A 21,931-nucleotide genomic window follows, 5' to 3' on the forward strand; every position below is an offset into this window, starting at 1 on the left:
TACGGGGCCGCACGTCACGGATCCGTAAGGACCCGGACGGTTCCGCGGCTGTGTCCGGTCAGCGGACGGGGCCCGACAGCGGTCCGGGGAGCGCCGGCATGCTCGGGGGCAGTACCTTCGGAGCGGCCGGGGGCTGGGCCGGCGGGGCCTGGGCCGACGGGGTCTCGGCGGGGCGGTCCTTCGCGGCCGGGTCCGGGGTGTGCGGTGCGGTGGTGCCGCACAGGGACCGGTCGCGGTAGTCCCGCAGCGCGGCGTCGGCCGGGTGCGGGTCGAAGGCCGTGCCGGCCGCGTTGAGGCGTTGGTACTTCATCAGGTTGTACCCGATGGCGAACTGGCGGCGGCCGTCCGGGCTGGACAGGGCCCAGGTGCCGGCGCCGAAGACTCCCCCGTCGTGGCCCCAGGCCGGGCCGCACGGCGTGTCCATGGAGTAGATGCCGAGGCCGTAGCGCATGGCCACGGCGCCCGTCTCGTCCTTGACGTCGACGGTGGTGCGCATCTGGTCCAGCTGGCGGCGCGGCAGGATGTCGCCGCCCAGCAGGGCGCGGTAGAAGGTGTTGAGGTCCTGCGGGGTGGAGACGAGGGCCCCGGCGGTGCCGGCCCAGGTCATGTTGTAGTCGCTGTAGTCGCGCGGCGGGTCTATGAGTCCGTAGAAGCTCTCGTACATGCGGGCGTGCGCCCCGCGGATGCGCGGGTCGGTACCGGGGAAGTAGGTGTCGCGCAGCCCCACGCGCCGGATCACGTCCCGCGTGATCACCTGCTCCGGGTCCTGGCCGGTCACCTTGCGGAGCACCTCGCCGAGCAGCACGTAGTTGGTGTTGGAGTAGGACCAGCCGGTGCCGGGCTCGAACAGCTGCGGCCGGGCCACTCCGTAGCCGATCAGCTCGGCGGGCTTGATCGTGCGGTACCGGTGCTCGTCCAGGCTCTCCGTGGTCCCCTTCAGGAGGGAGGGGAAGGCGTCGCCGACGTAGTCGTAGATGCCGCTGGTGTGGTTGAGGAGCATGCGGACGGTCACCTTGCGGCCGCGCTCGCCGGGCAGCAGCTCGGGCACGTAGTCGCCTACCGGCCGGTCGAGGTCCACCCGGCCCTTCGCGGACTGCTGCAGGACGGCCACGGCGGTGAACGTCTTGGTGACGCTGCCGACGCGGTGCCGGAGGTCGGGGCGGACCTTGCGCCCGGTGGCGACGTCGGCGAGGCCGGCGGCGCCGTCGAAGCGCTCGCGGCCGTCACGGACCCCGGAGTAGACGCCGTACACGCCCGCCCCCTGGATCGCGTTCAGCCCGGCCTGCAGCTGGGCACGGTCGAGGCGCCGGGCGGCGTCCTGGCCGTAGGCGCCCGGCGCCTCCTGGACGGCGGCGCTCGCGGCCGGCGCGAGGCCCGCCAGCAGGGCTAAGGCGACGGCGGTGGCCGAGGCGGCACGACGCAGTCGCGGTGCGGATCGGTCGGCAGCACGGGTGTGGGGCACGGCGGCTCCTCGTCGGTGGCCCGGTGGGGCCCGGCGATCTTGGTCACCTCAATTCTTCGCTCCGGACCCCCACCACGACCTCCTCCGTCAGGACGAAGCGGGCATCAACCTCCAGAAGGAGAAGCACCTTGACATGCCATTACATTTGTCACGCCGCGCTTCCCGGCCCACTGCCCCGTCCGGCGCGGCACCCCCGGGCCCGCGCAGCCCCTGACCAGCGGAATGTGACTCCGCCCACCCTCCCTTGACCGGACAAGGAAGGGATACCTAACTTCGAAGGTATGGCCCCCCACGACCGCACCCCTCCCTCCGACGCCTCCGGTACCCCCGGTGCCTCCGACGCGTCCGAGCTGGTCGATTTCGCCGTCGACCTCACCTCGCAGGAGGTGCTCCGGCGCGCCCAGGTGATGGCGGCCCTCGGCCCTGACTGGGATCCGATGGAGGTGCTCCTCGGTGAGGAGGCCGCGTACGACCTGCTCTATTCCGGGCTCGACGCGGAACAGCAGGGCCTCTACGACGACCTGGTGGCGGCCGGTGTGCTGCCCTCGCGCGGAGACGGCAGTGCTGCCGCTTGACCCGCAGGCCGATCCCGGGCGCCGTGCCTGGGTGGCCTGCCCGAAGTGTGCGGACGCGCGCGGCTGCGAACCCTGCGAGCAGCGGCGTACCTGCTCCACGCACTGGCGCTACCTGCTGACCAACACCGGCAGCATGCTCCACCTCCAGTGCCCCGGGTGCACCCACGTCTGGGTGCACGAGAGCGGCTTCGGAGCCACCCGCTCCCGGTGGGAGACCGGCTCGGACGCCCGTCCCGGCTTCTGACGGCCGTCCCGGGGGTCAGGTGGCGGTCCAGCCGCCGTCCAGGGGGATCGAGGCTCCGGTGACGTAGCCGGTGTGCGGGCCGCAGAGCCACAGGACGGCTGCGGCGACCTCCTCCGGTTCGACCAGCCGCTTGATCACGGAGCGGCTCAGAAGTACCTCGGACACCACCCGTCCGGCGTCGATGCCGTGAGCGGCGGCCTGGGCCTCGATCTGCCGCTCGACCAGTGGTGTGCGGACGTATCCGGGGTTCACGCAGTTGCTGGTGACGCCGTACGGGGCCCCTTCGACGGCCGCGACCTTGCTGAGCCCTTCCAGGGCGTGTTTCGCGGTCACGTATCCGGCCTTGAACGCGCTGGCGCGCCGCCCGTGCGCGCTGGAGAGGTTGACGATGCGGCCCCAGCCGCGTGCGCGCATGTACGGCATGGTCCGGCGGATCAGCAGGAACGGCGCGTGCACCATCACACGCTGCATGAGTGCGAAGCGGTCCGGCGGGAACTCGGTCAGCGGGGCGACGTGCTGCAGCCCGGCGTTGTTGACCAGGATGTCGATCTCGGCCGGGAGCTCCTCGACGGCCTCGGCCCGGGCCAGGTCGACGACGTGCGCCCGCCCGCCGATCCGCTCGGCGACGGCCTTCGCCGTGGCGGCGTCGATGTCCACCACGTGTACGTGGGCCCCGGCCGCGGCGAGCGCCGAGGCGCAGGCCCGCCCGATACCGCCGCCGGCGCCGGTCACCATGGCGGTGCGGCCCGCCAGGTCGATGCCCGCGGTGGCGGCTGTTGCGTGGGGCACGGGAGGGTATCCGCTTGTCATGCCCGGAATCATCCGGGACATCGCCGGGCCGCTCCCATGTGCGCGGCCGCCACAGTCGGGCGGTGCGGTGTGTCGGGCGCCGCCAGGGTCCCGAGGACGGCGGAACCCGCCCGCCCTGGGAGAGCCTGCGGCTACACGGGCCCGAGCAGGTCCAGGAGCGGGGTCAGTCCGCCGGGCCGCTGGTCGACCGGGAGGTGGTCGACGAAGTGCACCGGGCAGCCGAGCGCCCGCGCGCCGCCGTCCGCCTCGCGGCTGTCGCCGACCATCAGCACATCGGCGGGGGTCAGGCCCAGCCGGTCGCAGGCGGTCCGGAAGATCACCGGATCGGGCTTCTGGACGCCCAGCTCGAAGGAGAGCACGTAGGCGTCGACCAGCTCGTCGAGCCCGTGCGCGCGGAAGACCGGCCGCAGGTCCCAGCCGATGTTGCTGACCACGGCCACCGGGAGCCCCCGGCGGCGCAGTGCGCGCAGGGTGGGCCCGGTGTCCGGGTAGGGGCGCCAGGCGGCGGGGATCATGTGGCGGTCGTAGAGGGCCTGTACGAGCTCCGGGTCGGTGATGCCTGCGGCGTGGGTCAGGCCGCCGTAGGCGGCCCGGTGCTGCTCGGGGCTCATGTCCCGCTGGTCCCACAGGGTTTCGAGGTGCGCCGGCAGGTGCTGGGGCGACGGCCCGCCGGGCAGCGCGCCGTACTCGGTCAGCCGCCGCGCCGTCTCGCCGAACTCCTCGGCCGGCTGGATGCCGGTCTCCGCGAGGGCGGCGGCGAGCCACTCCTCGGTCGACTCGACGCGCAGCAGTGTGCCGGAGAAGTCGAACATCACGCCTTTGATCATGTGGTGATCGTAGTGCGGCCCTGTCCGGTCCTGTCCGGTCCGGGCCGAGCCCGGGCGGAGCCGGGCCGCCGCCGCCGACCGGGCGCGGGCGGGGACGGCCGGGGACGGCTCAGGTGGTCGGGTGCAGCCTGGACGTGACCGGGGTGGCCGGTGAACCCTCCGGGCTCCCGTCGACGGCGGCGAGGGCGCTGCCCGCCAGCCAGGTCCGCCAGTCCAGGTTCCAGTCGCCGAACCCGTTGTCGAAGGGGGCCATCCTCGCGCCGCCGCTGTTGACCACCTCCACGATGTCCCCTTCGCGGACGGTCTCGAAGAACCAGGCGGCGTCCTCGGTGCTCATGCCCGTGCAGCCGTGGCTCACGTTCTCCTCGCCCTGCGCCTCGACCGACCAGGGCGCGGCGTGGATGTACTCGCCGCTCCAGGTCACCCGGGTCGCATAGGAGACGGGCAGGTCGTAGAACTCGCTGGTACCGGGCTTGATGCCGACCGTGTCACCACGCATCCGGACCTTGGGCTCCTTGCGGAGCACGACCTTGATGCCGCTGCGGGTCCTGAAGCCCTCCTTGCCGGTGGTGACCGGGATCGTCCGGATGACCCGTCCGTTGCGGCGTACGGTCATCCGGTGGGTGGCGGAGTCGGTGACGGCCTCGATCCGGTCCGCGATGGTGAACTGCACCGCGTCGGAGGGGCCGCCGTAGTCCTGGTCCCCGACCTCGACCCCGTCGAGACCGCTGCGGACGCGGACGACGGTGTGGGCGGGCCAGTACGTACGCGGCCGGAAGTGCAGGGTCGATTCGTCGACCCAGTGCCACGCGCCCTCGACATGGGGTTCCGAGGTCACCTGCAGTGCCCGCTCCAGCCGGGCGCGGGCCGGAAGGTCGTCGGCGGGCACCGGGCGGCTGAGGCTCGCCGTCACGATCTCCCCCGCACCGTACGTGCCGGGACCCGGCCCGAACTCGACCGTCAGCCTGCCCCCGTCCTTGGGCGGCGCGGTCCGGAAGGCCATGGTCACGCCGACCGCGGTCCCGTCCGCGTCCAGGGCGCCGACCTGCACGGTGTACGTCTCGCCCGCCCGCAGCGGCTCGCTGTTGAGCCAGCGCTCGCTGTGCGGGGCGAGCTCACCGGCGAGATGGCGGCCGTGGCCGTCGCGCACGGTCACGTCCGTGAGGCGGCCCTGGTCCGCGAGGGCGATCTGGAGCGGCCCGCCGGAGTCCGTGGGCAGCAGCTCGGTCCGGGCGGCCCGGGCGGCCCGCGCCGCACCGCCGAGGGCGGGCTCCTTCACGACGGATCCCACCCCGCGCGCGGTGGCCCGTACCCGCTGCTCCTGCCAGCCGCTGCACAGCCCGGGCCGGAACATGCGCACCGCGCAGGGCCCGTCGCCGGATCCACCGCCCTCGTCCAGCACCCTCCCGACCAGCAGGGTGACCGCGGCCTCGCGCTGCGGGCCCGCGAGGGCCCCCGCCGCCGGGTCCGCATCGGGCGCCCGGCCCGGCGCTGCGGCGACGACCAGCATGGCCCCCGTCACCGCAGCCACGGCACCCCACGTCTTGGTCGGTTGTCTCCGTCGCATTCGTGGCATAGCCGTATCAAAGCGATGTGGCGCCAAAATGATGATCATGCCCTCCGTGCTGCGGCCGAACGGGCACCGAAGAGAACTCGGACGGAGCACAGAACCCGGCGCCGGAGAGCGGGGCACGGACGGAGGTCCGATAATCGGATGCCCTCGGGCGGGCCGCCCGCGACAATGCGGCCATGGCCATCCGCACAGCACGGCTCGACGAGCTGCCCCTCCTCCAGGACATCGAGAGGGGCGCCGGTCGCTGCTTCCGGGACATCGGCATGCCGGAGATCGCCGACGACGAGCCGCTGACGCTCGACGAGCTCGCCCCCTACCAACGGGCCGGGCTGGCCTGGGTGTCGGTCGACGGGGCCGATGTCCCGGGTGCCTACCTGATCGCCGAGCACGTCGAGGGCAATCTGCACGTCGAGCAGGTGTCCGTCCACCCGGACCGCGCGCGCCGCGGGCTCGGCCGGGGCCTGCTGGAGCACCTGGCGGACTTCGCCGGGCGCGCGGGCGCGCCCGCCCTGACCCTCACCACTTTCACCGAGGTCCCGTGGAACGCCCCGTACTACGCGCGCTGCGGCTTCCGGCCGCTGGCGGACGCGGGGCTCACTCCCGGCCTGCGGGAGATCCGCGAGCGCGAGGCGGCACACGGCCTCGACCGGTGGCCCCGCGTCTGCATGCGGCGGGACCTGTGACGGCGCCTCGTACCGGTGCGGGGACAGCCGGGTTTGAACGATCGGCGATTCGATGAGGGATACGTGATGTTCGAAGGAAAGTCGGTACGGCTGCGTGCGCTGCGCGCCGAGGACGCCGAGCACCATCTCCGGTGGCGCAACGACCCGGAGGTGGTGCGCTGGGCCGCGGCCGGTGATCCGAGCTTCGGCCCGGTCACGGCGGAGGCGGTCGGGATCGCCTTCGGCACCATGCTGCGCCTGAGCCCCCGGGAGTCGGCCGTGTTCACGGTCGAGGACCTGGCATCCGGAAGGGTGATCGGCATGGCCGACTTCCGGGACCTGGACCCGTACGCCGGAGTGGCCACGCTGGGTATCACCATCGGCGAACGGGAGTTCTGGGGCCGTGGCCACGGCAGTGACGCGCTGCGGCTGCTCATCGGCCACCTGTTCGGCGCGTACGGTCTGAGCCGCCTGGAACTGGACACCTGGAGCGGCAACGAGCGCGCGGTGCGGGCCTTTGCCGGGCTGGGCTTCCGTGAGGAAGGCCGCCGCCGGTCTGCCGTGCTGATGGAGGGGAGGCGCTACGACAGCGTGCTCTTCGGGATGCTTCGGGAGGAGTGGGCGAACCCCGCGTGAAGGAGGCGCCCGGTTTCGGGGTGATGCTGGCGTGGTTGCTGGACCACAGGGCCCTCCGCGTGCAGGATCCGGCCGATCGCGCCGGCTCGATGACGAACGGGGTCCGAGCGGTGCTCGCGGGGGAAGTCCCCGGCGAGGAGCTGCTCCGGCGGATCGCACCTGTCCTGGGCTTCCACGCGGTCGATCTGTTCATCCTGGCGGGGCTGGCGGTCCCGGACGACATGGCGCCGTCGGACGCCGCGGCCGAGCGGTGGGCGCCGTACCTCGTGATGAACGCGGTGCACCTCCCCGCTTCGGAACGGCGTGAACTCCTGGAGCTCATCCGCTCACTGCCGCAGGAGGAACGACCCTCCGTCTTCGCCGCGAAGCCGATCGCATCCCATGCCGGTCCGGGCGGCCGGGTCGTCCGCATGCTCCAGTACCGCAATCTGGACCGGATGGGCATGGCCCGGCTCCTGGCGGTGGTGACGCCCACGTACCTCTCGGCGCCCACCTACGGCGTGATCGGCTCCGGGGACACGGAGCTGACGCCCCGCCTGGTGACGGATTTCGCAGCCGTGCTGGGGATCGACGCCCGCGAACTGGCCGGGCTGACGGGCGTCGATCTGCGTGAGGTGCCACCGCCTCCGGCCCCGGAGGCGGTGGACGCCGCCGCTCTGCTGTGGGAGGCGCGGCGCCTCTCCGCGGCCCAGGCACAGCACGTCGCCGAGCTGGCGCGCTCCCTGCGCGGGGACGGCGCCAAGGGGTACTTCCTCAACCTGTCCAGGTCCTGACACCTGCGTCGCCGGTCGGGGGCTCACCGTACGCTCCGGGCATGAGCGAACGCGCCGGACAGGGCAGCACGGGGGGATCTGCATGAGACGACACCGAGTGGCCGAACTCGACCGGGACATGGCCGCGCTCCTGGCGGCCAGGGCATTCACCGAGATCCGGCACATGGCCGGGGGCGCACGGCGCCGGACACCTCCCCCGAGGAGGTTCTGGACCGCATCAGGTTCCTGGCCGACCTGAGCCACAACCTTCCGGGCGTCGCACGGCCGCGTCCCAGGACACCGTCCCGGCAGGGCAAGCCCCTTGGCAGCTTCGATCAGGCGATGGCCGAACGGCCGATGAGCTGGGTCTGGAACACCGCCGGCCCGGAGGCCCGGGCATGGATGCTGCGCCACATCGAGCAGGCGGCGCGCAACTGGACGCCGCCCCCACCCCTGCCGCAATCCCGCAAGGGCCCGTCACCGATGACGCCGCGGCAGCGGGTGGCACTTCTGTTCCGGCGCTGGCCGGTCAAAACGCCCGCCGGGCGCCGGCCACTGCCCGCGGAAGCGAACGTTCTCAAAGCTCTGGACACCGAGGCGGTCTGCGCCTTGAACGACCAGGCCCGACGGCTCCGGCTCGGCCTGGCCGGAAGCGGATCATGGCTCCGGGCCCATCTCGCCCCCGACGGCATCCATTACCTGCTCCCGGATCCGGCGAACTACTACTGGCCCGGCAACCCGAACGGCAGCGGCGGCGAGATCGACTGGTGGCAGTGCACCGCGCTGCTCCGGATGCACGACGGAGAGCAGGTCAGCAGTATGGTCGCCGTACTCCCGAAGACCTTCGCGGCCTTGCCCTCGACCTTGCCCCGGAAGCATCAGCTGCGACTGGCCCACCACGTCCGCTCCGTCGAGCGGGACACCTCCCAATGGGGCCGAGACCACGAGACCGGCCGCGACGTCGAAGGCGACCGTTGAGTCCGTGCGGTCACAGCGTCAGACGCCGGCCGAGGCCATTTCGATGATCGATCGGTAGTGGGCGGCCGCGGACACCACGCATGCGCGGTAGGTGCGGTTCTCCCTGACCACCAGGAAGTAGTCCCTGATCTGCTTCCAGTACTGGCGCAGGTAGCCGAGGCCCGGCACGAAGCCCGGGGGCCTGGGTACCAGGGCGAAGGCTTCGGAGCATGTGAGGATGCCGCCGGTCACCTCCGACAGGACGTCCGCCACGTCCGCGTTCATGTTCCAGCCCGCGGCCAGTTGCGGGGTCCAGATGGAGCCGGCGATCTCCCGCAGCCGCTCCTGTTCCTCCGGGGTCGGGTCGCTCGGGGCGACCGGGGCGGCCGCGGTGACAGGGTGGCCGCCGGAGGCCCCGGCCGCCTGTGCGGGCCCCGTGGCGCCCACCCCCAGCAGGGCCCCCGCCGCGATCAAGGCGACCGCCGAAAGCCTGAGTGAACGTACCGCCATGTCCGCCCCTCCCGCATTGCCGGAAGTCCCCTCCCGGGACCGGGCGTCGAGATTTCCACGGCCCCCGCACGCGGTCAACGGCGCCCGGGCGGTCGTGGCCGGATCCGTGCGCGTGCGCACCCGCCCGCCTTCGCCGAGCGCGAACCCGCGTCGCGGGGGCCCTCGCGATGTGCTGAGGTGGCCTGATGGATCTTCTTGTACTGGGCGGGACCGCATGGCTGGGACGTGAGATCACGCGGCAGGCGCTGGCTCGGGGGCACTCCGTGACCTGCCTGGCGCGCGGCGAGAGCGGCGCCGTCGCGCCCGGTGCGCGGCTGGTGGCGGCGGACCGGAACCAGGAGTCCGCCTACGCGGAACTCCTCGACCGCGACTGGGACGCCGTGATCGAGGTGTCCTGGCAGCCGGCCTTCGTCCGCGGCGCGCTCGCGGCCCTCGCCGGGCGGACCCGGCACTGGACCTACGTCTCCTCCATCAGCGCCTACGCCGATCACAGCACGGTCGGCGCCGACGAGTCGGCCGCGCTGCTGCCGCCCGCCGAGGGCGACCACGTGGGGCGGGAGGAGTACGGGGAGGCGAAGGTCGCCTGCGAGGAGGCTTCGCGCGCCGCGGTGGGAGACCGGCTCGTCATCGCCCGGGCCGGCCTGATCGGCGGGCCGGGCGACGCGAGCGGACGGTCGGGATACTGGGCGGCACGCTTCGCCCGTGACGTGGACCAGCCCGTGCTCCTTCCCCGGTCCCCCCAGGTGCCCACCCAGGCGATCGACGTGCGCGATCTGGCGGGCTGGCTGCTGGACCTGGCCCAGGAGGGGACCACCGGGACCTTCGACGCCGTCGGTCCCGTCGTCTCCTTCGAGGGCTGGATCGGCCTGTCGGCACGCGCGGCCGGATACACCGGGCCGGTGGCGGGGGCGGACCCGCAGTGGCTCCTCGACCAGGGCGTCGTGCCGTTCATGGGCCCGGAGTCGATGGCCATGTGGATGCCCGATCCGAAGTGGGCCGGCTTCTGCGCCCGCAGCGGTGCCGCGGCGCACGCGGCCGGGCTGCGCGACCGCCCGCGCGCGGAGATGCTGGAGGACGTCCTGCGGTGGGAGCGCGCCGAGGGGCTGGAGCGCCCCCGCCGGGCCGGCCTGAGCACCGACCGCGAGCGGGAGCTCCTCACCGCGCTGGCCGACGCGCCGGAGTGACGCCGCGCGGGACCGGCCGGGTCCGGCGGCGGTTCACTCCAGTCCGTACCGCCGGGCCGACTCCTCCTCCTGGGCCAGCCGGTGCAGCGCCTTCAGCACCGGCTGGAACAGGATGGTCGCCGCCACGGCGGTCTCGGCCTTCTCCGCCTCCGTGGCGAAGGTCTCGACGAAGTCCAGGTCCCGTACGGCCACTTGGTGCATCAGGCGCGCGTACGGGGCCATGAGCGCGGCGTCCCACGAGTAGCCGAGCCGCGTCAGCGTGGCCACCGCCGACACGAGCGAACGGTGAACCGGGGAGAACTCCCCCAACTCCCGTGCGGTGGACCAGCCCAGCGTCCTCAGCAGCTGGTCGACCTCGGCGCGCGCGGCGGCCGTGGCCTCGTCCTCGCCGCCGTCGCCGCCCCCACCGTCGCCCCCGCCGCCTTCGCCGTCGGCCGGTTCGGGCTCGTGGGGCAGGGCCCACAGGGCCGCGCCCAGGCGCATCGTCCGGCCCAGGGACTCGTCGTCCACGTGCCCGAGCACCATCCGGACCCGGGCCACCGGCACCTGGCCGACCTGGATCATCGCGCGCACCAGCCGGAGTCTGCGCAGATGGCCCTCGTCGTAGTCGGCGGTCGTCGCGCTGACGCGCCGCCCCGGCGGCAACAGGCCTTCGCGCAGGTAGTACTTGATGGTGGCGATGGAAACGCCGCTCCGCTCACTCAGTTCCGCGAGCCGCAATCTCTTGAACCTCCCCTTGGCGAGTGTCACTATCCAATCATGTGACGGTTGGACAGCAGTGCTATCCAACAAGGCGATCGGGAGGTCGTGCATGTTCGCGAAACCCTTACCGGGCCGCACCACCGCAGCCGCCGAGGGGGACGTCGTCGTCCTGCTCATCGGAATGCGCATCAACCACTTCTGGGCCGTGCACCACTGGGTCCCGGTGATCACGGCCATGCCGCGCATGCTGCGGGAGCTCGCCAAGGATCCCGCCCGGGGGCTGCTCGGCCACGTCCTGCTCACCGCCTCGCCCCGCACGTACTACGTGGTCCAGTACTGGGAGTCCAAGGAGAAGCTCTACGCGTACGCCGCGGCCCCGGACATGCTCCACCACAAGGCCTGGTCGATCATCAACCGCAAGGACCGCGCGGGGCAGTTGCGCCGGCACGTGGGGCTCTGGCACGAGTCCTACATCGTGCCCGAGGGCTCGTACGAGTCGATCTACTTCGACATGCCGCCCTTCGGGCTGGCCGCGGCCACCGGGGTACTTCCCCTGGAGAGCCGCGGGCGGCGCGCGGCCGACCGGTTCGCGCACCGCCCGTCCGCGGCCGGGCCGGATCGGTGAACGGGGCCCGCGGTCAGCTCACCGCCGGGGCCGGGTCGCGACGGTGGCCGCGACGGTGACGGTCCGGGTGCACGTACCGTCGGGGTAGTGGTCCCGCAGGGCCCGGCGCAGCTCGGACTCGAAGGCGTCCTTCCGGTCGCCGAACAGGGCCGGGCCGGAGCAGGCGCGGGAGAACTGCAGGCCGATCACCTGGTCCGGCGTGCAGCGCGTGGACCGCTCCCACGTGGTGGTCACGACGCGGGAGAACGCCGACTTCGCGAGATGGTCCTCCACGTCCCGCGCCTCCTCCATTTCCGCCGGTCCGTCCGCCGGCCGCGTCGCCGCTGCGCGCGCCGCCGTGCCGCGGTCGGGTCCGAGGAAGCGCTCGCGCACCTCGTCGACGACGGCCGGCCAGGCCGCCGCCAGGGAGGTGACGACGGCGATCCCGCCGCGTGGTGCCAGCATGGCGTCCAGGTCGGCCGGCACCCGCGTCCGGTCCATCCGGTGGAACGCCCCGCCGATGACGCACAGGTCGATCCGGGGCAGGCACAGCCGGCCGATGCCGGCGGCGTCGCCGCGCAGCCAGGAGATGTTCCGGTGGCCGTGCTCCTCGGCGAGTGCGCACCCTTCGGCGAGCATGGCCGGCTCCGGGTCGACGGCGTAGACGTGCTCGGCCAGCGGCGCCAGCGGCAGGCTCAGCGTGCCCGGTCCGGCGCCGAGGTCCAGTACGGTCTGGGAGCCGTCGAGCGCGAACCGGTCCACGAGGAGCGCGTAGAGCTCCGCCGGATACGGCGGCCGGTAGCGGGCGTAGTAGGGGGCGGCGGACGCGTACGGGGTGCTCATGGGGTCCTCCCTGGCCGGGGTCGCATCCGCCGATGGTGGAGCACAACCCGGCCCTCGGCAGCTACTGACCCCGCAAATCCCCCGTACGGATGCCTGCCGTTCACGTACGACGCGGTGTCCGATCAGTTCCGCGGGGTCAGCCGCTCCCACAGGAAGGTGTGGACGAGGGCCTCGTTGAAGGCCGTCTGCCGGTGGTCGGTGGCGCCGGCGTGGCCGCCCCCGAGGTGCTCGTGGAAGAGGACGGGATGCCCGTGCTCGCGCAGCCGCGCGGCCATTTTGCGGGCGTGGCCCGGATGTACCCGGTCGTCGCGGGTCGAGGTGAGCAGGAGCAGCGGCGGGTACGCGGGCCCGTCCGTCCGGATCCGGTGGTACGGGGAGATCCGCTCCAGGTGCGGCCGGTCGGCCGGGCTGTCGGGATCCCCGTACTCGGCGATCCAGCTGGCCCCGGCCAGCAGCTTGTGGAAGCGCAGCATGTCCAGCAGCGGCACGTGCGCGACGACCGCGCCGAACAGCTCCGGGTCGCGGGTGAGCATGGCGCCCATGAGCAGCCCGCCGTTGCTGCCGCCCTCGATGCCCAGCTGGGCGGGGGTGGTGATGTCCCGGGCGGTGAGGTCCCGGGCGACCGCCGCGAAGTCCTCGTAGGCCCGGACCCGGTTCGCGCCGAGGGCCGCCTTGTGCCAGCCGGGCCCGTACTCGTGCCCGCCCCGGATGCCGGCGACGACGTACGTGCCGCCGCGTGCGAGCCAGGCCCGTCCGGTGACCGCGCTGTACTGCGGGACCATGGAGATCTCGAAGCCGCCGTACCCGTAGAGCAGGGTGGGGCCGGGTCCCGGGCGGTCCTCGGGTCCGACGACGAAGTACGGCACCCTCGTGCCGTCCGCGGAGGTCGCGAAGTACTGGCGTACGGCGAGACCGGCGGTGTCGAAGAGCGCCGGGCTCTGCTTGAGGCTCTCGCTCTCGCCGTCGTCGCCGGCCGTGCCCCGGTAGAGGGTGGCGGGCTGGAGGAAACCGGAGACCTGGTGGAAGTACTCGTCGCCGACGTCCGGGTCCGTGTCGGTGACCGAGGCGGTGGACAGCGGCGGCAGGCCCGGCAGCGGTGCGCGGTGCCAGCCGCCCTCGCCCGGGGTGAGCAGCTCCATCCGGGAGGAGACGTCGGCGCGGGTGCTGAGGATGAGGTGGTTGCGGGTCCAGCTGTACCCGGCGAGCGCGGTGCGCTCGTCCGGTGTGAACAGCACCTCGGCCTCGCGCTCCCCCGCCAGGAAGGCGTCGAGGTCGAAGGCGAGCAGACTGCCCGCGCCATGGCCGAGCCACGGCGACTTGGTGGTGACGGTCAGCCACCGGCGGTGGACGGAGGCGCCGGCGTCGTCCGGGACGTCGATCTTCAGCGGCGGGCCGGCGGCGTCCTCCCGGAGCAGGAAGAGCTCCTGGTTCCAGAAGTCGATCTGCCGGTGGACGAAGTCCCGTTCGAAGCCGGGGGTGTCGTCGTGCCATCCGGAGGCGGACAGGTCCGTCGGCCGGCCCTCGTAGACCAGCTCGGCGTCCGCGAGGGGCGTGCCGCGCCGCCAGCGGCGTACCTGGAGGGGGTAGCCGGACGCGGACATCGAGCCGGCGCCGAAGTCCGTGCCGATCCAGACCCGGTCGTGGTCGATCCACCCGATCCGGGTCTTGGCCTCGGCGACGGTGAACCCGTCCTCGACGAATTCCAGGGTCTCCAGGTCGAACTCGCGCACCACGCAGGCGTCCGCGCCGTCCCGGGACAGCAGGACGAGGGCGTGCCGGTGTTCGGGGGCCAGGACCCGGCTGCCGGCCCAGGCCCACTTCTCGCCCTCGGCCTCGGCGAGCGCGTCGAGGTCCAGGAGCACCTCCCAGGCCGGCCGGTCCGTCCGGTACTCCTCCAGCGTGGTCCGCCGCCACAGTCCGCGTACGTGGTCGGCGTCCTGCCAGAAGTTGTAGAGGTGGCCGCCCCGGCGGACGGTGTAGGGGATCCGGCCGTCGTCGTCCAGCACCTCGCGCATCTCCTGCTCGAGGACCTTGAACCCGGGTGAACCGGTCAGCTCGTCCACGGTCTCGGCATTGCGCTCCCGCACCCAGGCGAGGGCGGCGTCGCCGGATACGTCTTCCAGCCACAGGTAGGGATCTACTACATCGCTCATCAGGCGATTGTGCAGGAAGCGGGGGCGGGTGTCCGCCGTCCGGCCCCTCTCAGCCGTCGTCGGCCGCGCCGCCGTCGCCGGACGTCGGGCCGTCGGCCGTGCGGCGGGCGTCGCGCAGTGCCGAGTGCACCGACCAGGTCACCGAGACCAGCGGGACCGCGACCACCGCGCCGACCACCCCGGCGGCGATGGCTCCCGCGACCACCGAGATCGCCACCACCAGCGGGTGCAGACTCACCGCCCGGCTCATCACCAGCGGGTGCAGCAGATGGCCCTCGATCTGGCCGATGACCACGATCAGCGCGACCACCAGGGCCGCAACGAACGGCCCCTTCGCGGCCAGCGCGACCACCGCGGCGACCGCCAGCGCGACCGGCGATCCGACGAGCGGGATGAATGCGGCGAAGAACTCCAGCAGGGCCAGCGGCACGGCCAGCGGGACCCCGAGGAAGTACAGCGCCAGCCCGACCAGGACCGCGTTGGTCGCCGCGACGAGGACGATCCCGCGGGTGTAGCCGGTGAACGTGCGCCAGGCCGCGCCGCCGGCGATGCCCACGCGGGCGCGCACCGACGGGGGCAGCTGCGCACAGAACCAGGACCACTGCCGGTCACCGCCGTGCAGGAAGAAGAAGGAGGAGAAGGCCGCGAGGGCGAGCACGGTCAGAACCTGCACCAGCCGCCCGGCTCCGCTGAGCGCCTGGCTGAGCAGCGTGGCGCGGTGGCTCGACAGGTACTTGCCGAGGCGGGACTGGAGGTCGGTGAGCGCGTTCGGGTTCAGCCGGAAGGGTGGTCGCTCCAGGTACTCCTCGATGCTGCCGAGTCCCTCGCGGAACTCCCGGGCCAAGGTGGTGCTCTCCCCGGCCACCGCCGTGCCGACCAGGGCCAGCACGCCCAGCAGGAGCAGCGCGCTGCCGAGGAGGGTGACGGCGACGGCGACCGACCGGGGCAGGACGCGCGCGAGGCGCCGGGTGGGCCACCACAGCAGGGCTGTGACGACGAGCCCGAGGAAGAGTGCCACGGTGATCTCATGGAAGCGGCCGAGCACGGCGAAGACCGCATAGACGGCGGCGCCGACCACCAGCAGGCGCCAGGCGTACGACGCTGCCGTACGCAGGAACGCTGACACCGGCGGCATGACCCATGGGTGCCACACCGGGCCCGGGAAGCCACGCGCCGGACCCCGGATTCGCCCGTCCGTGATCGATGGTCCGTGATCGATACGGGGCCGATGCGAGGAAAATCCGTTGCCCCGGCCGGGACGTCCACGGACGATGGCCTCTCGTGAGCACTTCCCGATGGACCGCCGTACTGCCCGATTTCGGCCCGTTCCGTTCCGGGCGTGACTTCAGGCTGCTCTTCTACCAGGGCACGGTGACGTACTTCGGCTCGTTCATGGCGATGATCGCGCTGCCGCTGCAGATCAAGCACCTGACGGGCTCGCCGCTGGCGGTCGGTGCGATGGGGGCGGTGGAGCTCGTTCCGCTGGTGGTCTTCGGGCTGTACGGGGGCGCCCTCGCCGACGCGGTCGACCGGCGGCGGATGATCCTGCTGACCGAGGCCGGGCTCGGGGTGCTCGCCCTGGTGCTCCTGGTGAACGCGCTGCTGCCGGATCCGCTGCTGTGGCCGCTGTACGTGGTCGCGGCGGGGGTGTCGGCCCTGAGCGGGCTCCAGCGGCCGGCCCTGGACTCGCTGATGGCGCGGATCGTGCCGCACGAGCAGCTGGCGGCCGCCGCCGCGCTGGGCGGGCTGCGCTACCAGTTCGGGGCGATCGCCGGTCCGGCGCTGGCCGGTGTGGTCGTCGCGTTCGCCGGTCACGCGGCGGCCTACTCCGTGACCGTGCTCGGGTTCCTCGCCTCCGTGCTGCTGTGCCTGCGGCTCAGTCCGGCGCCCCCGGTGAAGGGGGCCGAGCGTCCGTCGCTGCGCGGGATCGCCGAGGGCGCGCGCTACGCGTGGAGCCGGCCCGTACTGCTGGGGACGTACGCCGTGGACCTGGCCGCGATGTTCTTCGCCTTCCCGAACGCGATCTACCCCTTCCTCGCGGACGAGCTCGACGCGGTCTGGGCGCTGGGGCTGATGTACGCGGCGGGGGCGGTGGGCTCGCTGGTGCTCGGCATGACCAGCGGCTGGACGTCCCGGATACGCCGGCACGGGCTGCTGGTGGTGTTCGGTGCGGCGGTGTGGGGCCTGGCGATCGCCGGGGCGGGCGCGTCCTCCGGCATCTGGCTCGTGCTGCTGTGCCTCGCGGTGGCGGGCGCCGGCGACATGGCGAGCGGGCTGGGCCGGGCGACGATCTGGAACCAGACGATCCCGGAGGAGCTGCGGGGCCGGCTCGCGGGCATCGAGGTGCTCTCGTACAGCGTGGGCCCGCAGCTCGGGCAGGTCCGGGCGGGCACGATGGCCGGCTGGACCGGTACCCGTTCGGCCTTCTGGGGCGGCGGGCTGGCCTGTGTGGCGTCGGTGGCGGTGCTGGCGGCCCTGCTGCCGAAGCTGATCTCCTACGACGCCGACACCGACGAGGACGCGCTGCGCCGCCGGGCGGCCCGGGAGGCGGAGCGGGCCGGCGCGCCGGCCTGAGTCCGGGACCGGTTCAGACCCCGCTGGTGGCGGTGATCCTCCCGTCGGCGACGGCGGCGGTCAGCAGCGCGTGATCGGCGCGGGTCCGGTCCGCGTAGCGGAGCGCGAAGGCGGCCACGGCGCGGTCGAAGGTGTCGGAGCCGCCGAGGTAGCCCGCGATGGCGATGCGGTCGCCGGTGCGGGCGTGGGCGCGGGCCAGGGCCCGGCCGCACAGCTCGGCGTACCGGTCGAGCAGGCCCGGAGGCATGCCGGCGACATCGGCCGACCCCTTCATGTCGCGCAGCTGCCGCCCGTAGAAGTGGCGCCCGGCAGGTCCGGTCGTCCAGCCGAGGAAGATGTCGCTCGCGGCCTGCATACGACGCTGGCCCGCGACCACCCGGTGCCCCTGGTGCCCGTACCCGTCGTCCGGGAGGTGGTCCTGCAGGACGGACGGCACGGCTTCCTTGATCTGCAGGAAGAGCGGGTCGTCGGCATCGCGCCCGAGGAGCAGCACGATGAAGCAGCGGGTCCCCACGCTCCCGACGCCGACCACCTTGCGCGCCGCGTCGGCGAATCGGAAGCGGTCCAGCAGGAGGCGGCGTTCCTCGGGGAGGGTGCTGCGGTACTTGGCGAAGATCTGGTCGACCTCCCGTGAGTCCGCCCGGGCGAGCGGCTCCAGCAGCGGCGGATCGTGGATGATCCGCCGGCGCCCGCCCTGGACCTCGGTGAGTTTGTCGAGCGCGCGCAGGCTGGTACGGCGGCGGGCGCGCGCCAGGTTGGCCTCCACCCGCTCGCGCAGTTCGCGCTTGCGGATGAGGGGCAGCAGCTCGGCGGTGTCGATCCGGTGGTACCAGACGTCCAGCTCGCGGTGTCCGGCGAGCTCCCGGATCGTCTGCCGGTAGGCCCGGGCCGCGCCGAGGGCCGCCCGCGCGGCGCGGTCGTCGCCGTGCCCGTTGTCGCGGGCGGCCACCGCGACGCTCGCGGCGAGCCGTTTGACGTCCCATTCGAAGGGGCCGGGGAAGGTCTCGTCGAAGTCGTTGAGGTCGAAGAGCAGGGCGCGTTCCGGGGAGGCGAACATGCCGAAGTTCAGCAGATGTGCGTCCCCGCACAGCTGGACGGTCAGCCCGGTCTGCGGTGCGGCGGCCAGGTCGGCGGCCATCACGGAGGCCGCGCCGCGCAGGAAGGCGAGCGGCGATGCCGCCATCCGGCCGTAGCGGATCGGCAGCAGCTCGGGCACGCGGTCGGTGCCCTGGCGCTGCAGTACCCCGATGGGGTCGGGCCGGTCCGGCGAAGCGGTCCACCGCCCGTGCGCGGCACGGCCGGTGATCTTGCGGACGGCCCGTCCGCGCCGGAGCCGCTCAGCTGGACTGGTCATGCGCCGCTCCTCCTCGCCGGTCCCTCCTCATCCTCGCCGCACGGGTCCGGTCCCGCATGTCGCCGTCCCCGGAGCGGTCCGGGACGGCTCGGTCAGCTCTCGTTCTCGGCGAGGATCCGGTCGGCCGCGTAGTGCGGGCAGTTGAGGACGTGCCAGGTCACCGAGAGTGACCCCGCTCCGGTCCGCAGGGTCCGCACCACTCCGTCGGCGGCGGTGGCCTTGCAGAAGGGGCACATGACGGTCTCCGGGCGCAGTAGATCGAACATGCCGTGTCCTTCCCGCAGCTTTCTCACACCGGACCAGTCCAGAACTATCAAATCCGGCGCCATTCGGCCGCAGTACCCACAAGTACGGATGGATATCCGGGGCCATGACCGCACGGAAAGTGCGGTGGGGCGGGAAACGGGAGGCATCCGCGGGCGGCCGCCCCGGTCGGCGAGGAGCCTTGTGGCGGACCGGAGTTCAGCCTCGGAGCGGGAGCGGGGCGGCCCGGTGCGCCGTCACCCCGGCGAGGCGGGTGAGTCGTACGGGTTGCGCGGGGCCGGGTCGGTGACGGGGCGCTGCGCGGTGGGTCAGCCGGATCCACCGCACGTCGGCGGGACCGATCACCGAGCCGAGCGCGTCGAGGAAGCCCCGGTCGGGCAGGCCGAGGCCGGTGTCGACGGCCACCGGCTGCGCCCGCGCGGGCGGCGGTGGCGGTGGCGGTACGGGCGCGACCGGCTCAGTTCGGGCAGTCCGTGTCCCGGGCCGGACGGCGGCCGCTCGTGAGGAACTCGGTGACGGCGCGGTCGCCGCACGCGTTGCCGTTGCCGAGGTAGAGCCCGTGGCCGCCCTGCTCGACGGTCACCAGCCGGGCCCGGTCGCCCAGCGCCTCGCGCATCTTCAGGCCTCCGGAGAGCGGGGTGGCCGGGTCCCGGCGGCTCTGGATCATGAGGATGTTGGACGGGCCGTCGTCGGTGATCCGGACCGGCTTCTGCGCGGGGGTCTGCCAGAAGGAGCAGGGCAGTACGTTCACCGGCATGCCGGCCGTGAGCGGGTACCGGGCGCGGTCCGCGTCGACCGCCCGCCGGTACGAGGCCGTGGACGTGTCCGGCCACGCCACGTCGTTGCAGATGACGCCGACCATGAGCGCGGCGTCCTCGTTCCGGATGGGCGCGGCGAGCTCCCTGGGGAGCACCGGGATGCCCGCCGGGTCCTGCGCCGCCCGTACGAGCCGGGCGAAGGAGGCGAAGGCGGCGTCGGCGTAGAGCGCGTTCTGCAGGGCCTGGCGCAGGCCGTTGCCGGTCAGCGGCACGCCGGGGGTCGTCGTCGTCTTCGGCTCGCGGTCCAGCCGGGCCGCGAGCGAGACGACGAGCGGCTCCACCTCCTGCGCCGCCGCGGCCAGTCGCAGGCCGTCCCGGTCCCGGTCGGGGTGGGTCGCCCAGGCCGCGAAGTCGGGGAAGCGGTCCGCCGCGCCCTGCGACATGTTCGCCAGCCAGCCGCGGGCGACCCGCTTCGGGTCGGGGTCGCCGCTGCTGTCGAGGACCCAGCGGTCGGTGTGCCGGGGGTACTTCTGCGCGTACACGGCGCCCACGTACGTCCCGTACGAGGTGCCCCAGGCGGAGAGCTTGCGCTCGCCGAGCGCCTCACGGAAGCGGTCCATGTCGCGGACCTGGTTGGCCGTGGTGAAACTGCGCAGCTCGGGGCCGCCGTTGCGGGCGCAGGCCGCGGCGATGCGCCGGGACCGGTCGATGTTCTCGGTGATCTCGCCGTTCGGGCCCGGCCAGGACCGCAGGCTGGTCAGGTACCGGTCCTCGGGGGCGAGGTCGCAGCTGGCGGTGGTACTGGCGCCCACTCCGCGCGGATCGAAGGCGACGAGGTCGTAGGCCCCGGCGAGTTCCCGCCGCAGGGCGTCGCCCTTCTGCGTCAGGCGCTGCACACCGGATCCGCCCGGTCCGCCGGGTATCACGACCAGCGTGCCGCGCCGGGCCTCGGGGCGGTCGCTGCGGATCCGGGAGACGGCGATGGTGAGCTGCCGGCCGTCGGGGTCGTCGTAGTCGAGCGGGACGGGCAGCTCGGCGCACTCCTGGGCGGCGAGCGCGTCCGGCTGGGTGCAGCGGTGCCAGTCGAGCCGCGGAGCGGCGGGGGCGGGCCGGGCCGCGGCCGGGGCGGCGGTGGCGGTGGCGGTCAGAGAGGCCGCCACGGTGGCCGTGGCGAGGGCGAGGAGCAGGGCCTTGTGCGGGTAAGTCGTCATGGCGCAAGCCTTGTTGATCTCACCTCGGGGTCCCATCCGGCTTGCCGGTCGGCCGCCGGTGGGGCTACCCCCCGCTCCCCGCCACGGCCTAGGCCGTGTCCGCAAAGTCCCGCCTGCCCCGCGACGCCTGGCACCGCACCTCGCCGCGTTGTCGGGCCGCCCGAGTACGTCCAGTACACGGGCGCCCCTCCGCCTTGCGATGCACGGCACCAGACGCCGCGGGGCCCGCCCTCCGGGCGGCCGGCGCTACTTTGCGGACACGGCCTAGGGCAGCGGCGCGCCCCGGGCCGTGATCCAGAGGTCGTACCACTCCTCGTGCGTGAGCTCGGGCTCGCGCAGCGCCGCGTCGCGGCAGGCGCGGATCCGCTCGGGGCGCGCGCTGCCGATGACCGGCGCGATGGCGGCGGGGTGCCGCATCAGCCACCACAGCAGGACCGACTCGGGCGTGGTGTCCTTCTGCCGGGCCAGCTCGGCCAGCAGCCTCGCGGTGGCCCGCTCGGCGGGCGTCTCCTCGCGGCCGGTGAAGCGGCCCTGCGCCAGCGCGCCCCAGGCCTGGAGGCGGATGCCGTGGTCGCGGCAGTGCTCCAGCGTGCCGAACGGGAACCCGTTCCGAGCGGATTCCGGTGTGTTGAGCAGGACTCCGGCCTCGACCCAGGCACGGCCGTGCAGGCTCATCTCCAGCTGGTTCGCCACCAGCGGTACGCCGAGCCGGGCCTGGAGGTGGGCGATCTGCGCGGCGCCCATGTTGGACACGCCGAAGCCCCGTACGAGGCCCTGGCGGTGCAGGGAGGTCAGCGCGGCGGCGATCGAGTCCACGTCCGCCAGCGGGTCGGGGCGGTGCAGCAGGAGGACGTCGATGACATCGGTCCGCAGCCGGGTCAGGCTCTCCTCGACGCGCCGCGTGATGCTCTCCCCGCGCAGGTCGTACATCCCCGGGCGGTCCTTGTCGCCCAGCCGGATCCCGCACTTGGTCTGGAGGGTGATGCGCTCGCGCAGCCCCGGGGCGCGGGCGAGCACCTCGCCGAAGACGGCCTCGGCCTTCCCGTGCCGGTAGATGTCTGCGTGGTCGAAGGCGGTGATGCCGATGTCGAGGGCGGCGGCGACCGCCGCCTCGGCGGCGTCGATGTCCGCGGGCCCGTACGGGTCGGGGTCCCAGCTCCCGCCCAGGCCCATGCACCCGTACAGCACCCGGTCGCCGCTCAAGCTCGTACTCGCGTTCGTCACCACCCCACCCTAGGGGGTGTCGCTCACGGCGTGCGGACGGTTCGCACCGGGC

General features: G+C 73.3%; 23 protein-coding genes. 9 read left to right on the forward strand and 14 right to left on the reverse strand.

Going from position 1 to position 21,931, the window contains the following annotated elements; translation table 11 throughout:
• Positions 1-58: 58 nt before the first annotated feature.
• A complete protein-coding gene (locus JYK04_RS05170; protein ID WP_229876193.1) occupies positions 59-1,462 on the reverse strand; it encodes a serine hydrolase domain-containing protein in 1,404 nt (467 codons plus the stop codon).
• 281 nt (positions 1,463-1,743) lie between these two features.
• Here JYK04_RS05170 and JYK04_RS05175 point away from each other — a divergent pair, with 281 nt between their 5' ends.
• Together JYK04_RS05175 and JYK04_RS05180 are read left to right on the forward strand one after the other, a co-directional pair.
• Positions 1,744-2,037: a DUF6400 family protein gene (locus JYK04_RS05175; protein WP_229876203.1), complete on the forward strand. Its 294-nt coding sequence runs from the start codon at positions 1,744-1,746 to the stop codon at positions 2,035-2,037.
• A complete protein-coding gene (locus JYK04_RS05180; RefSeq protein ID WP_189742285.1) occupies positions 2,024-2,281 on the forward strand; it encodes a hypothetical protein in 258 nt (85 codons plus the stop codon). The genes JYK04_RS05175 and JYK04_RS05180 overlap by 14 nt, the downstream gene beginning before the upstream one ends.
• 15 nt (positions 2,282-2,296) lie before the next feature.
• Here JYK04_RS05180 and JYK04_RS05185 read toward each other — a convergent pair whose 3' ends face one another.
• From JYK04_RS05185 to JYK04_RS05195, 3 genes are all read right to left on the reverse strand, one after another.
• The gene (locus tag JYK04_RS05185; protein ID WP_189742288.1) at positions 2,297-3,091 is read right to left on the reverse strand and encodes a 3-hydroxybutyrate dehydrogenase; all 795 of its coding nucleotides are present in this window, start codon (positions 3,089-3,091) and stop codon (positions 2,297-2,299) included.
• Positions 3,092-3,222: 131 nt separating this feature from the next.
• Complete coding sequence (locus JYK04_RS05190) at positions 3,223-3,918, reverse strand: HAD family hydrolase (RefSeq protein ID WP_189742290.1); 696 nt, start codon at positions 3,916-3,918, stop codon at positions 3,223-3,225.
• Positions 3,919-4,027: 109 nt separating this feature from the next.
• Positions 4,028-5,449, reverse strand: a complete 1,422-nt coding sequence (locus JYK04_RS05195; protein ID WP_229876216.1) for a L,D-transpeptidase — start codon at positions 5,447-5,449, stop codon at positions 4,028-4,030.
• Positions 5,450-5,667: 218 nt separating this feature from the next.
• Here JYK04_RS05195 and JYK04_RS05200 point away from each other — a divergent pair, with 218 nt between their 5' ends.
• From JYK04_RS05200 to JYK04_RS05215, 4 genes are all read left to right on the forward strand, one after another.
• Positions 5,668-6,174 carry a GNAT family N-acetyltransferase gene (locus tag JYK04_RS05200; protein ID WP_189742293.1) on the forward strand — a complete coding sequence of 169 codons (507 nt, stop codon included), beginning with the start codon at positions 5,668-5,670 and terminating at the stop codon, positions 6,172-6,174.
• A gap of 66 nt (positions 6,175-6,240) precedes the next feature.
• A complete protein-coding gene (locus JYK04_RS05205) occupies positions 6,241-6,789 on the forward strand; it encodes a GNAT family N-acetyltransferase (protein WP_189742296.1) in 549 nt (182 codons plus the stop codon).
• Positions 6,786-7,562: a hypothetical protein gene (locus JYK04_RS05210; RefSeq protein WP_189742299.1), complete on the forward strand. Its 777-nt coding sequence runs from the start codon at positions 6,786-6,788 to the stop codon at positions 7,560-7,562. Before JYK04_RS05205 ends, JYK04_RS05210 begins: the two co-directional genes overlap by 4 nt.
• A 321-nt stretch (positions 7,563-7,883) precedes the next feature.
• Positions 7,884-8,519: a hypothetical protein gene (locus tag JYK04_RS05215; RefSeq protein WP_189742302.1), complete on the forward strand. Its 636-nt coding sequence runs from the start codon at positions 7,884-7,886 to the stop codon at positions 8,517-8,519.
• 18 nt (positions 8,520-8,537) lie between these two features.
• Here the strand turns inward: JYK04_RS05215 and JYK04_RS05220 are convergent, their stop codons facing one another.
• Positions 8,538-9,008 carry a hypothetical protein gene (locus tag JYK04_RS05220; protein ID WP_189742305.1) on the reverse strand — a complete coding sequence of 157 codons (471 nt, stop codon included), beginning with the start codon at positions 9,006-9,008 and terminating at the stop codon, positions 8,538-8,540.
• Positions 9,009-9,193: 185 nt separating this feature from the next.
• On the opposite strand from JYK04_RS05220, the gene JYK04_RS05225 reads away from it, so the two are divergent.
• Entirely contained in the window at positions 9,194-10,192 is a 999-nt protein-coding gene (locus JYK04_RS05225; protein ID WP_189742309.1) for an NAD-dependent epimerase/dehydratase family protein, read from the forward strand.
• A 33-nt stretch (positions 10,193-10,225) separates the two neighbouring features.
• On the opposite strand, the gene JYK04_RS05230 is transcribed toward JYK04_RS05225, so the two are convergent.
• Positions 10,226-10,912: a MerR family transcriptional regulator gene (locus JYK04_RS05230; protein ID WP_189742756.1), complete on the reverse strand. Its 687-nt coding sequence runs from the start codon at positions 10,910-10,912 to the stop codon at positions 10,226-10,228.
• 91 nt (positions 10,913-11,003) lie between these two features.
• On the opposite strand from JYK04_RS05230, the gene JYK04_RS05235 reads away from it, so the two are divergent.
• Positions 11,004-11,519, forward strand: a complete 516-nt coding sequence (locus tag JYK04_RS05235; RefSeq protein WP_189742313.1) for a DUF4188 domain-containing protein — start codon at positions 11,004-11,006, stop codon at positions 11,517-11,519.
• Between the two features lie 18 nt (positions 11,520-11,537).
• Here the strand turns inward: JYK04_RS05235 and JYK04_RS05240 are convergent, their stop codons facing one another.
• From JYK04_RS05240 to JYK04_RS05250, 3 genes are all read right to left on the reverse strand, one after another.
• Positions 11,538-12,341, reverse strand: a complete 804-nt coding sequence (locus JYK04_RS05240) for a class I SAM-dependent methyltransferase (protein WP_189742316.1) — start codon at positions 12,339-12,341, stop codon at positions 11,538-11,540.
• A gap of 122 nt (positions 12,342-12,463) precedes the next feature.
• Entirely contained in the window at positions 12,464-14,497 is a 2,034-nt protein-coding gene (locus JYK04_RS05245; RefSeq protein ID WP_341875308.1) for a prolyl oligopeptidase family serine peptidase, read from the reverse strand.
• Between the two features lie 46 nt (positions 14,498-14,543).
• Complete coding sequence (locus tag JYK04_RS05250) at positions 14,544-15,629, reverse strand: AI-2E family transporter (protein WP_189742322.1); 1,086 nt, start codon at positions 15,627-15,629, stop codon at positions 14,544-14,546.
• A gap of 146 nt (positions 15,630-15,775) precedes the next feature.
• Here JYK04_RS05250 and JYK04_RS05255 point away from each other — a divergent pair, with 146 nt between their 5' ends.
• Positions 15,776-17,068: an MFS transporter gene (locus JYK04_RS05255; protein ID WP_229876218.1), complete on the forward strand. Its 1,293-nt coding sequence runs from the start codon at positions 15,776-15,778 to the stop codon at positions 17,066-17,068.
• 13 nt (positions 17,069-17,081) lie between these two features.
• Here JYK04_RS05255 and JYK04_RS05260 read toward each other — a convergent pair whose 3' ends face one another.
• The 5 genes from JYK04_RS05260 to JYK04_RS05280 all read right to left on the reverse strand — a co-directional run bounded on the left by JYK04_RS05260 (position 17,082) and on the right by JYK04_RS05280 (position 21,879).
• Entirely contained in the window at positions 17,082-18,422 is a 1,341-nt protein-coding gene (locus JYK04_RS05260; RefSeq protein WP_189742328.1) for a DUF2252 domain-containing protein, read from the reverse strand.
• A 92-nt stretch (positions 18,423-18,514) separates the two neighbouring features.
• The gene (locus tag JYK04_RS05265; protein ID WP_189742331.1) at positions 18,515-18,688 is read right to left on the reverse strand and encodes a hypothetical protein; all 174 of its coding nucleotides are present in this window, start codon (positions 18,686-18,688) and stop codon (positions 18,515-18,517) included.
• 196 nt (positions 18,689-18,884) lie between these two features.
• Complete coding sequence (locus tag JYK04_RS42095; protein ID WP_308431079.1) at positions 18,885-19,091, reverse strand: hypothetical protein; 207 nt, start codon at positions 19,089-19,091, stop codon at positions 18,885-18,887.
• A gap of 52 nt (positions 19,092-19,143) precedes the next feature.
• Positions 19,144-20,655 (reverse strand): alpha/beta hydrolase, encoded by a 1,512-nt coding sequence (locus JYK04_RS05275; RefSeq protein WP_189742334.1) that lies wholly within the window; start codon positions 20,653-20,655, stop codon positions 19,144-19,146.
• Positions 20,656-20,919: 264 nt separating this feature from the next.
• Positions 20,920-21,879: an aldo/keto reductase gene (locus JYK04_RS05280; RefSeq protein WP_229876226.1), complete on the reverse strand. Its 960-nt coding sequence runs from the start codon at positions 21,877-21,879 to the stop codon at positions 20,920-20,922.
• Between the last annotated feature and the right edge of the window lie 52 nt (positions 21,880-21,931).

It is taken from the genome of Streptomyces nojiriensis (assembly GCF_017639205.1).
Classification (GTDB): Bacteria; Actinomycetota; Actinomycetes; order Streptomycetales; family Streptomycetaceae; genus Streptomyces; species Streptomyces nojiriensis.